12 protein-coding genes are annotated in these 13,268 nt (G+C 42.1%); 8 read left to right on the top strand and 4 right to left on the bottom strand.

Going from position 1 to position 13,268, the window contains the following annotated elements; genetic code table 11:
* Window positions 1-21: 21 nt before the first annotated feature.
* The 4 genes from rpoH to ftsY form a co-directional block, all read right to left on the bottom strand.
* Window positions 22-885 (bottom strand): RNA polymerase sigma factor RpoH, encoded by an 864-nt coding sequence (gene rpoH, locus BGP78_RS09485; RefSeq protein ID WP_119861171.1) that lies wholly within the window; start codon window positions 883-885, stop codon window positions 22-24.
* Between the two features lie 266 nt (window positions 886-1,151).
* Complete coding sequence (gene ftsX / locus BGP78_RS09480) at window positions 1,152-2,138, bottom strand: permease-like cell division protein FtsX (protein WP_119861170.1); 987 nt, start codon at window positions 2,136-2,138, stop codon at window positions 1,152-1,154.
* On the bottom strand, window positions 2,135-2,812 hold the full coding sequence (gene ftsE / locus BGP78_RS09475; protein WP_119861169.1) for a cell division ATP-binding protein FtsE: 678 nt from the start codon (window positions 2,810-2,812) through the stop codon (window positions 2,135-2,137). Before ftsE ends, ftsX begins: the two co-directional genes overlap by 4 nt.
* A gap of 74 nt (window positions 2,813-2,886) precedes the next feature.
* A complete protein-coding gene (gene ftsY / locus BGP78_RS09470; RefSeq protein ID WP_119861168.1) occupies window positions 2,887-5,259 on the bottom strand; it encodes a signal recognition particle-docking protein FtsY in 2,373 nt (790 codons plus the stop codon).
* 258 nt (window positions 5,260-5,517) lie between these two features.
* Between ftsY and rsmD the strand changes: the two genes are divergently transcribed.
* From rsmD to fis, 8 genes are all read left to right on the top strand, one after another.
* Window positions 5,518-6,120 (top strand): 16S rRNA (guanine(966)-N(2))-methyltransferase RsmD, encoded by a 603-nt coding sequence (rsmD, locus tag BGP78_RS09465; protein WP_119861167.1) that lies wholly within the window; start codon window positions 5,518-5,520, stop codon window positions 6,118-6,120.
* A gap of 125 nt (window positions 6,121-6,245) precedes the next feature.
* A complete protein-coding gene (rpsU, locus tag BGP78_RS09460; protein ID WP_010362466.1) occupies window positions 6,246-6,461 on the top strand; it encodes a 30S ribosomal protein S21 in 216 nt (71 codons plus the stop codon).
* Window positions 6,462-6,481: 20 nt separating this feature from the next.
* Window positions 6,482-6,928: a GatB/YqeY domain-containing protein gene (locus BGP78_RS09455; RefSeq protein WP_010362465.1), complete on the top strand. Its 447-nt coding sequence runs from the start codon at window positions 6,482-6,484 to the stop codon at window positions 6,926-6,928.
* Between the two features lie 104 nt (window positions 6,929-7,032).
* The gene (gene dnaG, locus BGP78_RS09450) at window positions 7,033-8,790 is read left to right on the top strand and encodes a DNA primase (RefSeq protein ID WP_119861166.1); all 1,758 of its coding nucleotides are present in this window, start codon (window positions 7,033-7,035) and stop codon (window positions 8,788-8,790) included.
* 104 nt (window positions 8,791-8,894) lie between these two features.
* A complete protein-coding gene (gene rpoD / locus BGP78_RS09445; RefSeq protein WP_119861165.1) occupies window positions 8,895-10,733 on the top strand; it encodes an RNA polymerase sigma factor RpoD in 1,839 nt (612 codons plus the stop codon).
* 78 nt (window positions 10,734-10,811) lie between these two features.
* Window positions 10,812-11,696, top strand: a complete 885-nt coding sequence (gene prmA / locus BGP78_RS09440) for a 50S ribosomal protein L11 methyltransferase (RefSeq protein ID WP_119861164.1) — start codon at window positions 10,812-10,814, stop codon at window positions 11,694-11,696.
* 252 nt (window positions 11,697-11,948) lie between these two features.
* Window positions 11,949-12,920 carry a tRNA dihydrouridine synthase DusB gene (dusB, locus tag BGP78_RS09435; protein WP_119861163.1) on the top strand — a complete coding sequence of 324 codons (972 nt, stop codon included), beginning with the start codon at window positions 11,949-11,951 and terminating at the stop codon, window positions 12,918-12,920.
* An 18-nt stretch (window positions 12,921-12,938) separates the two neighbouring features.
* Complete coding sequence (gene fis, locus BGP78_RS09430) at window positions 12,939-13,229, top strand: DNA-binding transcriptional regulator Fis (RefSeq protein ID WP_005491017.1); 291 nt, start codon at window positions 12,939-12,941, stop codon at window positions 13,227-13,229.
* The last annotated feature ends 39 nt before the right edge of the window (window positions 13,230-13,268 follow it).

The raw sequence follows: 13,268 nt of genomic DNA, 5'->3' as shown, positions 1-13,268 counted from the left end.
GTTTATGACAAACTGAAGAGCTTAGCTCATCGCTGCCTGTAGCTTTTTCATTGCTGATTTTTCTAGTTGTCTAACACGCTCAGCCGATACACTGTATTTTTCAGCCAGCTCTTGAAGCGTGGCTTTTTCATCTGCTAACCAACGCGCACTGACAATATCTTGCGAGCGTTCATCTAGCGTTTTCAATGCAGAAAACAAACGGTTTTGTGACTGCTCTTTCCATTGGTCCTGTTCAACCTCTTCAGCTAAATCACTTGCTGAGTCAGTTAGATACTGGACTGGAGAAAAGCTTGAAGCTGGCGTGTCGTCATTATCATCATTAGTTAAATCAAAACCCATGTCTTGACCACTCATGCGCGACTCCATTTCGCGTACTTCTTTCTCACTCACACCCAGCTCTGATGCCACAGTTGACACTTCATCTTGGTTAAACCAACCTAGACGCTTTTTGTTTTTACGCAAATTGAAGAATAATTTACGCTGCGCTTTTGTTGTCGCAACTTTTACAATCCGCCAATTCTTTAATACATATTCATGTATTTCAGCTTTGATCCAATGCACAGCAAAAGAAACTAAGCGAACGCCCACTTCGGGGTTAAAGCGCTTAACAGCCTTCATCAGGCCGATATTCCCTTCTTGAATAAGATCTGCCTGTGGTAGGCCATATCCTGAGTAGCTTTTTGCAATGTGTGCAACAAACCGTAAATGAGACACAATAAGTTGTTTAGCAGCCTCTAAATCCCCTTCTTGTTGAAGGCGAGTAGCTAACACTTTTTCTTGCTCAGCATCCAACATAGGGATAGTACTTACCGTTTGTAAGTAACCTTCCATGCTTGCGCTTTGCTGACTAGACAATAATGCCATTGCGTATAAATCTTTACTCATTTTTCACCTCAGTGATAAGTATCTTAGTTCAAATTAGCACTCTCTCCTTGAGAGTGCTAATGTGTATATAATAGGTTTTTCACTTAAAAAGCAAGTTTTTTATTATCTAAAAAAAAGAAAAAGATAACAGAATGAAATTATTGAATTTTTTATATTTAAACTACAGGGCAAATTTGTCCTTCTTGCACTATAAGTCAAATTTGTGACTTTAAAATCATTTAAGAGACTGCTAATACGTTTATTTAGCAGTCCTCTGCCTCTGTGTATTAGACTCTATCTGGCTCTATTTCTTTAATATACTTCGCGACAGCAATAAATGAACCGCTAAAGCCAAGCCCTACCGCGAGCCCTAATAATATCATTAACTCTTGACCGTTTAGACCCTGTAATATGTAACTGCTTTGGTATACACCCGCCACCATGCTTACTGCTGACTCTAACCACCACAGCATGAGTACAACACAAATAAATGCCACTAAACCGCCAATTACGCCATACCATACACCCGTCCAAATAAAGGGTGTATGAATAAACGTATTTGTCGCACCAACTAACTTCAATACTTGGATCTCTTCCTTTTTGTCCATAATAGAGAGTCGTATTGTGTTACCAATAATGAGTATAACGGCGCTCAACAACAGTAGACCCACCGTAAAGACACTTTCTTTCAATAGACTCAGTAAAGCATTTAATCTCTCTAGCCACTCTATATCAAGTTTACCGAACTCAACCTCACGTTCCGTTTCTAACTTATCTAACAACTTTTGAGCAGCCTGTGGTTTTCTATACCTGCTGGTTGGCGTAACCAATACAACATTTGGTAAGGGGTTACTCTCTAAATAATCAAGCGCCTGACCAAAACCTGACACCCGCTTAAATTCAGCTAACGCTTGCGCACTTGATATATAACTCACACTCTCTATCTCAGGATACAGCGCCAACCTTTTAACCAGCGTTTGTGTTTGTTGTTCGCTCATTTGCTCTTTCACAAATAACGAAATCTCTGCTGCATCATTAAAGCCACTGCTCACTTGCTGCACATTTTTCACCACTACGTATAATGTGGCTGGCAACGTTAAGCTTAACCCCAATACCAATATGGTCATTAACGAAGCAATTGGTGTACGCCACATCTCCCCTAGGCTATGTATACCTTGGCGAATGATGGTAAGCATAAAAAAGTAGACGCCTAATAACAGTGGCTTTTTCTGAGTATTACTTTGCTTATCTCGGCTTTTAAATAACAAACTCATAAACGATCCTCAGCTAAAGGGTCTTGCATCAAGCGCCCGTGATCTAAGGTTAAACTACGGTATTTCATTCTCGCGATCAGACCTAAATCATGCGTTGCTATCAAAACAGCCGTACCATGGCGATTAAAATCTTCAAATAATTTGAGGATCTCCATAGATAGCTCAGGATCTAAGTTACCGGTCGGTTCGTCTGCTAATAATAGCGGCGGTGAATTAACAATGGCGCGTGCAATACCGACCCGTTGCTGCTCCCCCCCAGATAAGGTACTGGGCTGGCATTTCACTTTATCTAACAAGCCCACTTTATCTAAGGCAGCATGAACGCGTTTCGCAATATGCTTATGATGCATCCCTTCTATCACTAAGGGTAATGCCACGTTATCAAACACATTGTAACGCTCTAGCAAACGGTGGTTTTGAAAAATAATACCAATATCACGCCTAATAAAAGGAATTTGCCGATTGTTGATTGCATTTAAATCAATTCCATTAATATAGACATGACCGGCAGAAGGGCGCTCCATCACACTGATCAATTTAAGTAGAGTACTTTTTCCTGCACCGCTGTGCCCAGTTAAAAAAGCTAATTCATTATTAGATAATTGAAAAGTCACCTTCTCAAGTGCACGATGACCACCAGGATAAGTTTTGCTGACTTGCTCAAATTTAATCATGATAAGCTCACTTTTTATGTTATTTTTAGAGCAAAATTTAGGGAGCCGGCGCTCCCTTTTATTAAGGTGTGATATTAATCATCTTGGCTAAATAGTGCGTCGATAAAGTCATCACTTTTAAACGTACGTAAATCATCAATGCCTTCACCGACACCAATATAACGAATAGGCACTTGGAATTTATCAGCAACCGCAAAAATAACCCCCCCTTTAGCCGTGCCATCTAATTTAGTCAAAGCAATTCCGGTTAAGCCAACCGCTTGATTGAATAGGTTTACTTGGCTAATCGCATTTTGCCCTGTACCTGCATCAATCGTCAGCATCACTTCATGTGGAGCATCAGGGTCAAGCTTCTTCATGACTCGCGCAATTTTTTCGAGCTCTTGCATCAAGTTATCTTTGTTTTGTAAGCGTCCAGCGGTATCCGCTATCAGAACATCAACGTTGCGCGCTTGCGCTGCTTGAAAAGCATCAAACACCACGGACGCACTATCAGCACCGGTGTGTTGTGCAATAACAGGAATATCATTACGCTCTCCCCACACTTGTAACTGCTCAACCGCCGCAGCCCGGAATGTATCACCCGCCGCCAACATGACAGATTTACCTTCTTGTTGAAACTGCTTCGCTAATTTACCTATGGTTGTGGTTTTACCCACCCCATTTACGCCCACCATAAGAATAACAAATGGTTTTTTATTTTCAGGGATCTCTAATGGTTTTTCTGCTTCTTTAAGCATTTCAGCCATTTCTTGCTTCATTAATTCGTAAAGTGCATCACCATCTTTTAGCTGCTTACGATCAGCCGCATCTGTTAAGCTGTCGATCAACTTCATCGTCGTATCAACACCTAAATCAGCTGTCAGTAACTGTGTTTCTAGCTCTTCAAATAAATCATCATCAATTTTCTTACCTTTGAAAATCGACGCAATGCCTGAACCAAGGTTAACCTTGGTCTTTAATAAGCCTTTTTTAAGGCGAGCAAAGAAACCTTCTTTTTTTGGCTTTTCTTTGTTCGCTGCTTGCTCGGCATCTAGCTTCGCTTTTACTTCTTGCTCTGCAGCTTGTTTTTCTGCAGCAAGTCTTTCTTGTTCAAGCTTGGCGTGCGCCTCTGCCTCAAGGCGCTGACGTTCAGCTTCCTGCTCTGCAGCTTGTTTTTCTGCGGCAAGTCTTTCTTGTTCAAGCTTGGCTTGCGCCTCTGCTTCAAGACGCTGACGTTCAGCTTCCTGCTCTGCAGCTTGCTTTTCTGCGGCAAGTCTTTCTTGTTCAAGCTTGGCTTGCGCCTCTGCTTCAAGGCGCTGACGCTCTGCTTCTTGCTCTGCTGCTTGTTTTTCTGCTTCAAGTCTTTCTTGTTCAAGCTTGGCGTGCGCTTCTGCCTCAAGACGCTGACGTTCAGCTTCTTGCTCTGCAGCTTCTTCGGCAGCAAGTCTTTCTTGTTCAAGCTTAGCTTTTGCTTCTACCTCAAGACGCTGACGTTCGGCTTCCTGCTCTGCAGCTTGTTTTTCTGCAGCAAGTCTTTCTTGTTCAAGCTTAGCTTTTGCTTCTACCTCAAGACGCTGACGCTCAGCTTCTTGCTCTGCAGCTTGTTTTTCTGCAGCAAGTCTTTCTTGTTCAAGCTTAGCTTGCGCTTCAGCCTCAAGGCGTTGACGTTCGGCTTCTTGCTCTGCGACTTGCTTTTCTGCAGCAAATCTTTCTTGTTCAAGCTTGGCTTTTGCTTCTACCTCACGACGCTGACGTTCAACTTCCTGCTCTGCAGCTTGTTTTTCTGCAGCAAGTCTTTCTTGTTCAAGCTTGGCTTGCGCTTCTGTCTCAAGGCGTTGACGTTCGGCTTCTTGCTCTGCAGCTTGCTTTTCTTCAGCAAGTCTTTCTTGCTCAAGCTTGGCTTGCGCTTCTGCTTCAAGGCGCTGACGTTCCGCTTCTTGCTCTGCTTCTTGTTTTTCTGCGGCAAGTCTTTCTGCCTCAAGCTTGGCTTGCGCTTCTGCCTCAAGGCGTTGACGTTCGGTTTCTTGCTCTGCAGCTTGCTTTTCTGCGGCTTGCTTTTCTTCAGCAATTCTTTCTTGTTCAAGCTTGGCTTTTGCTTCTGCTTCAAGGCGCTGACGCTCAGCTTCTTGCTCTGCTGCTTGTTTTTCTGCTTCAAGGCGCTGACGCTCAGCTTCTTGCTCTGCTGCTTGTTTTTCTGCAGCAAGTCTTTCTTGTTCAAGCTTGGCTTGCGCTTCCGCTTCAAGGCGCTGACGTTCAGCTTCTTGCTCTGCAGCTTGTTTTTCCGCGGCTTGTTTTTCTGCTTCACGCTTCGCCTGCGCTTCAGCTTCTAATTGCTCTTGGTCAAGTTTAGCTTGTGCTTCTTGCTCTTTAGCGAGTTGCGCTTCTTGCTCTTGTATCTGTGATTGCTGCTCAGCATTTTTTTTGCCAAATCCTAACCAAGACAAAAATTTATTCTTTTTTCCCATACTCGCTAAATACCATTTCAATAAATCTGATAAACTAAACTTCTGTTTTCGCCTTGCTCTATAAAAGCAATGCAAAAACACCGTGTATGATCAGGTTAATATTCTCTATCTCTATATATGATAAATAGACAGAAATACATTAAGCCTAATCTTTATTTCAAAATTGTTGGGCAGTGTAACATGATCCGAAGGGATGAAAAATGCACGCCGAATGATTTATAACACATGAAACATTAAGAAATTGCGAACAAGCTGAGAATGAGAAAAAAAGCCCCCGTAAAAAAAGTAAGTACCGATGGATTTATTCGAATTATTAGCGGTAAATTCAAAGGTCGAAAACTGCCTGTAAAAAATGTTGAAGGGTTAAGACCAACAACTGACAGAATAAAAGAAACTGTTTTTAATTGGCTTATGCAAGACACAAGAGATGCTAAAGTATTAGATTGCTTTGCTGGTTCTGGCGGGCTTGGTTTTGAGGCTTTATCTCGCTTTGCAGCACACACTGACTTTATTGAGTTAGATAAACTAGCAGCGACTCAGTTACAAAAAAACATTACGACATTAAACCTCAATAATGCGCATGTAATTAACGATAATACACTGGCTTTTCTGCAAAAAAATAACTCAACAACACCATATAGTTTAGTATTTGTTGACCCACCATTTCGAAAAGGGTTAGCCCAACCATGCTGTGAAGCGCTAGAGGCACAAAACTGGCTTACTAGTGATGCGTTAATTTATGTAGAAGTTGAGAAGGAATTGGCTTTTTCAGCCCCTCAAACTTGGCAAGTTATTAAAGAAAAGCAAGCAGGACAAGTACTTTGCCAGCTATATCAGCGCTCACCTTTAAGCCATCAATAATTAGCGATAATTTAAGCTTTACATGTGGTAATGCTTCGGATTACAATACCGCACCATTTTTGAACCACTTGATCAATCTTTGATCAGCGTGAGCATAGCTCATTAATTAGGTAGGTGAATTTTTAATGCCAGTAATTAAAGTAAGAGAGAACGAACCGTTTGACGTAGCACTTCGTCGTTTCAAGCGTTCATGTGAAAAAGCAGGTATCCTTTCAGAAGTTCGTCGTCGCGAGCACTATGAAAAGCCAACAGCAGAGCGTAAGCGTAAAAAAGCTGCTGCAGTAAAGCGTCACATGAAGAAGCTTTCTCGTGAAAACGCACGTCGCGTTAAATTATACTAATCTGTTTAGGTCTTGTATAAATGAGCCTTTTAATTAAGCTAAAAGACGCACAGAAAGATGCTATGCGTGCAAAAGACAAAATTCGTCTTGGTGCAATACGTATGGTGCTTGCTGAAATTAAACAGCGTGAAATTGATAACCGTGTAACACTTGATGATGCAGGTATTACCTCTGTTCTAGTGAAGCTGGTTAAGCAACGTCGTGACTCATACACTCAGTTTACTGATGCTGGTCGCGAAGATTTAGCTGAAGTTGAAGCTAATGAGATCAAAGTACTTGAAACTTTCTTACCTCAGCCTTTGACTGATGAAGAAATAATTGCTTTGATTGATTCTGCCGTTACCGACACTGGTGCAGCAGGTATGCAAGACATGGGTAAAGTTATGGGCATAATCAAGTCTAAAGCTGAAGGTCGCGCCGACATGGGCAAAATCTCTGGTTTAATTAAGCAACGATTAAGCGCATAATCCCCACATACACAGAGTATGATTAAGTAAACCGAGCCTCGCGCTCGGTTTCTTCGTATAGGCATTAAATTTTTGTTAGGAACGCTACCTTAGCGGCATAATGTATGGCTGGAAAAATCCCAAGACAGTTTATTGATGACTTGCTTGCTAGAACTGACATCGTCGATCTGATTGATGCTCGTATCGGATTAAAAAAAGCAGGTAAAGATTACCAAGCTTGCTGTCCATTCCATAACGAAAAGTCCCCCTCTTTTACTGTTGCAAGAGACAAGCAGTTTTACCATTGTTTTGGTTGCGGTGCTAATGGCAATGCCATTTCATTTATTATGGAATACGACAAACTCGAGTTTGTTGACGCAATAGAAGAACTTGCAAGTTTACTTAATCTAGAAGTCCCACGTGAGCACGGCTCTGGCGCCCCAGAACGAAGTATTGAACAGAAACGTTCTGATTATGATCTGATGCTCCAAAGCGCACAATTTTATCAACACCAATTAAAGCACCATAAAAATGCGAGCAGTGTGATTGAATATGTGAAAGGTCGTGGTTTATCAGGAGAAACAGTCCAACGCTATATGATGGGCTATGCACCTCCTGAATGGGAAAGCCTCTGTAAACAAATTGGCCGTACGGCTGAGCATAAAAAACAACTCGTTGAACTCAAACTCGCATCAGAAAAAACACCGGGTCGACAATTTGATTTTTTCCGCGACCGATTGATGTTCCCTATTCGTGATAAGCGTGGTCGTGTTATTGCGTTTGGTGGACGCGTTATGGGTGCCGATCAGGGACCTAAATACCTAAATTCGCCTGAAACCAGAATATTCCACAAAGGCTTTGAACTTTACGGTTTATATGAGGCCAAACAAGCGAACAATAAGCTAGAGCAAATCTTGATTGTTGAAGGGTATATGGATGTGGTGGCACTGGCAGAGCAAGGTATCTCTTACTCTGTGGCAGCATTAGGCACAGCCACGACGGCTGAACACATGCAAACGTTATTCAGAACAACAGACAAAGTAATTTGCTGTTACGATGGTGATAGAGCTGGACGAGATGCTGCATGGCGTGCACTAGAGCATGCTTTGCCAAATCTAAAAGATGGGAAGTCTTTACAATTTGTCTTTTTACCCGATGGCGAAGATCCTGACTCTTTGGTTCAGCAAGAAGGTAAAGACGCATTTGAAGCCCGCTATAATTCTGCGGATGACTTCTCAAAAGTGCTATTTAATAAGCTGGCGCAAACCTGTGAACTCACCGCTGATGCCGGTAAAGCAAAGCTAATGAGCGAAGCACTACCACTAATAAGCAAGATACCGAGTGAATATTACCAAGAAGGATTGCTTAATACGCTCGCTAAGTTAATTGGTCGTACTCGTGAACAATTAAGTACCAAGCTCACAACACCAAAACAACAGCACAATATTGAGCGTAAGTTCAAAGTAACGCCGATGCGCAGAGCCATTGGTTTACTGATCCAATATCCTAAATTAGCAACCGATATTGAGTATTTACCCGATTTAGTACAAATGAAAATACCCGGCATCGACCTGCTACTGCAATTGCAATTGGTATGTTTGCAACACCCAGAATACACAAGTGCGCAGTTACTTGAATACTTCAGGGAGCAGCCAGAATATGAGCCTTTGAAAAAGCTTGCGGTATGGCAACATGACATCAATGAACAAGCATTAGTAACAGAATTTCAACACACATTTAAATTTATTGAAGATCAGTGTTTAAATTTTCGCTTAGAGACACTATTAATAAAAGACAAAACCCAAGGCTTAAACAGCGAAGAGCGACTTGAGTGCGCACTATTAACTCAAGCATTAACCAGCAGAAAACCTAGTCAAAATTAATTTTTGCTGTTATAATGTTCTATTCACGTGCGTCACGTAAAATTATTAGGTGTAGTAGCTGGCGCCTGTTGTATCAACTTATCAGAGTGGAAGCATAATTCTCTATGGATCAAACTCCTCAGTCACAACTCAAACTTCTGATTCAGAAAGGTAAAGAGCAAGGTTACTTAACGTTTGCAGAAGTTAACGATCACCTTCCACAAGACATAATAGACTCAGATCAAGTCGAAGATATTATAAGCATGATCAATGATATGGGTATTAAGGTTGCTGAAAACGCACCTGATGCCGATGAATTGATGATGCAGGAAACCACCACCGATGAAGACGCGGCAGAAGCTGCGGCGGCTGCATTGGCAACGGTAGAAAAAGAAATTGGTCGTACGACGGATCCTGTTCGCATGTATATGCGTGAAATGGGTACGGTTGAGCTATTAACTCGTGAAGGCGAGATAAAAATTGCCAAGCGAATTGAAGAAGGTATCAATCAGGTACAGATCTCAGTCGCTGAATACCCAGAAGCGATTACGTATTTACTTGAGCAGTGGGATAAATTTGAAGCGGAAGAAATGCGTCTTAGCGACATTGTTTCTGGTTTCTTTGATCCTGATGCAGAAGAAACACAGATTTCTGCCACACACATTGGCTCAGAACTAAGTGATAAAGACTTAGCAGACGAAGACAATGAGTCTGATGACGACGACGATGAAGACGAAGTCGACACTGGCCCTGATCCTGAAGAAGCACGTGAACACTTTGAGAAACTACGTGAGCTATACACAGCTGCACGTAAAGTTTTTGAATCGAAAGGCCGTTCACACCCAGATGCTCAAGTAGCTATTCAAGAAATCGGTGATTTATTCCGTACATTCAAACTGGTACCAAAACAGTTTGACCGTATGGTAAATAACATGCGTGAAATGATGGACCGTGTTCGAGTTCAAGAACGTATTGTTATGAAGCAAGCTGTACAAATTGCAAAAGTACCAAAGAAAACATTTGTAAAGCATTTTGCTAATAACGAAACCGACATGGCGTGGGTTGACGCTGAAATCGCTGCTGGCGAAAAGTACTCTGCAAAACTAGCAGAAGTAAAACCTGAAATCGAACGTTGCATCAACAAACTGAGTGTAATTGAAGAAAGTACGGGCCTAAGCATCGAGCGTATCAAAGACATCAACCGCCGCATGAGCATTGGTGAAGCGAAAGCTCGCCGAGCGAAAAAAGAAATGGTTGAAGCAAACTTACGTCTTGTAATATCTATTGCTAAAAAATACACCAACCGAGGCTTACAATTCTTGGATCTGATCCAAGAAGGTAACATTGGTTTGATGAAAGCGGTAGATAAGTTTGAATACCGTCGTGGTTATAAGTTCTCAACTTATGCAACGTGGTGGATCCGTCAGGCTATTACACGTTCAATTGCTGACCAAGCACGAACAATCCGTATTCCTGTGCACATGATTGAAACGATTAATAAATTAAATCGTATTTCACGTCAAATGCTGCAAGAAATGGGTCGTGAGCCTAGCCCTGAAGAGCTGGCTGAGCGCATGATGATGCCAGAAGACAAAATTCGTAAAGTACTGAAAATTGCCAAAGAGCCAATCTCAATGGAGACGCCAATTGGTGATGATGAAGACTCACATCTTGGTGATTTCATCGAAGACACAACGATTGAGTCTCCGATTGATTCAGCAACGATGGAAAGCCTTCGTGGTGCCACCAATGAAGTACTGGCAGGCTTAACAGCAAGAGAAGCGAAAGTATTACGTATGCGTTTTGGTATTGATATGAATACCGACCATACACTTGAAGAAGTAGGTAAGCAGTTTGACGTAACCCGTGAACGTATTCGTCAGATTGAAGCTAAGGCATTACGTAAGTTACGCCACCCTTCTCGCTCAGATCTATTAAAAAGCTTCTTAGATGTAAAAGGCTAATCCCTTTTTACAAAAAGATTTTTATCTAAAAAGGCCGCTTTAGCGGCCTTTTTGTTGACATATTTATTAGGAATAATCATGGCTTGGATCCAAATCCGAATTCACGCAAACAAAGACTCAGCAGATCAGTTAAGTGACTTATTACTGGATGTTGGCTGCCCTTCAGTGACCTTTATGGACGCCAGTAATAATCCTGTCTACGAGCCTAAACCAGGCGAAGTGATCTTATGGCCTGATACGCTTGTTATCGGCCTTTTCGATGCGGCTCATGATATGGATGTAGTCGTTGCTTACCTCAAAGCTAATAGTGAGTCTGAGCTTACCTATAAAATTGAGCAGCTTGAGGACAAAGACTGGGAACGAGAGTGGATGGATAACTTTCACCCAATTAAGTTTGGCGAGCGCCTGTGGATCTGTCCAAGCTGGCGAGATATTCCTGAGCCAGACGCAGTCAATGTATTACTCGATCCTGGCCTTGCGTTTGGCACAGGGACGCATGCGACCACATCACTGTGCTTAAAGTGGCTAGAACGCCAAGATTTAACCGGTAAAACCGTCGTTGATTTTGGCTGTGGCTCAGGCATTTTAGGCATTGCAGCCATTAAGCTTGGCGCTGAGCGCGTGATCGGTATCGATATCGACCCTCAGGCACTCGCTGCAAGTAAAGATAATGCAGGGCGTAATGGCGTTGCTGATAAGCTTGAAGTCTATTTACCAGAAAACCAGCCTGAGTTTAGTGCTGATATTGTGGTAGCCAATATTCTTGCTCAACCTCTGCGAGAACTGCATGAAATCATTTTAGCGTTTCTAAAGCCAGGTGGTGAAATCGCCATGTCAGGTATTTTAGAAGAGCAAGCTCAGTCTGTTGCGGATGTTTATGCCCCACATATTAACTTAGATAGCATTGCCCAAGAAGGCGAATGGACACGAGTGAGTGGTCGTAAAAATATCACCGAGGGTTAGTAGTTTGTAACTGGTAAAGCCTCTACGTAACAGGCTTTACCTTTTATTATCACAAATCAACCTGACTATTTTGCAACCAAGCTGAATTTTTTAGATTAAAAAACAAGCAAATAAATCCAACTCTCAAACTGTTATAAAAAGTCAACCCACTAAGTTCAAAAAAAAAACAATAATGTTCAATTTATAGCCTTTGATTTTTGCAAAAAAAACCGTAAACTTAGCGCCCCTTGAAAAGAGGCAGATTAAACTACTGTGCGTATTGGTCCTTACCAACTTGATAACAACATTATTGTGGCTCCTATGGCAGGGATCACAGATAGACCGTTTAGACAACTTTGCCGCCGATTAGGGGCTGGGTTAGCTGTATCGGAAATGATGTCTTCGAATCCAAAGGTATGGAAAACTGACAAATCGATGAACCGTATGGATCATAGTGGCGAGTCGGGTGTACGTTCAGTACAAATTGCAGGTGCCGATCCTGAGTTAATGGCACAGGCAGCTCAGTTTAATGTTGCAAACGGGGCACAGATCATAGATATCAATATGGGCTGTCCCGCAAAGAAAGTGAATAAAAAACTGGCAGGCTCAGCACTGTTACAGTATCCGGAATTAGTGGAAGAGATAGTTGATGCGGTGGTAAACGCCGTAGAAGTGCCTGTTACACTAAAAATTCGCACAGGATGGGATCCGGATAATCGTAACGGCGTAGAGATTGCCAAAATTGCTGAACGAAATGGCATTGCGTCACTCGCTGTACATGGTCGCACAAAAGCGTGCATGTACAAAGGTGATGCAGAATATGTCACGATTAGGGATATTAAACGTTCAGTATCAATACCTGTGGTTGCCAATGGTGATATTACATCTCCAGAGAAAGCGAAACAGGTACTGGAATATACGGGTGCAGATGCCATCATGATTGGTCGAGCCGCCCAAGGTCGCCCTTGGATTTTTAGGGAGATAGACCACTTTTTGCGAACTGGAAAACACCTACCTACACCAGAGATATCTGAAGTACGTAGTATTTTGATGGAGCATTTAATTAATCTTCATCAGTTTTACGGGGAGCCGATGGGAGCGCGCATCGCACGAAAACATGTATCTTGGTATTTGCAAACCCATGACCAAGCAGGTCAGTTTAGGCGAGTATTCAATGCCCTCGAAGCGCCAAATGAGCAAATCGAGGCTTTGGAAAAATACTTTGAAACACTAGCAGCTAACTAAGAAAGAAAGAGACATACGATGTTCGAACAAAATGTGACTTCTCCATTTATTACTAACGCTCATGTTCAGTCACAAGAGAAACCGCAACCTTTACGTGATGCAGTAAAAAAAGCTGTACACCACTATTTAAAGCAGCTTAATGGTCAAGATGTACAAGACGTATACGACCTTGTTCTTTCTGAGCTAGAAGCGCCATTACTTGAAGAAGTAATGACATACACACGTGGTAACCAAACACGTGCAGCGATCTTACTAGGTATCAACCGTGGTACTCTTCGTAAGAAGCTAAAAAAATACGGCATGAACTAAGCACAGCTTAATTCATACTAAATACAAAAAGCACTTTAT

This window comes from Pseudoalteromonas sp. MSK9-3, assembly GCF_003590335.1.
Taxonomy (GTDB): Bacteria; Pseudomonadota; Gammaproteobacteria; order Enterobacterales; family Alteromonadaceae; genus Pseudoalteromonas.
Note: the sequence above shows the minus strand (reverse complement) of the source record. Positions and strands in the feature narration are given on the sequence as shown.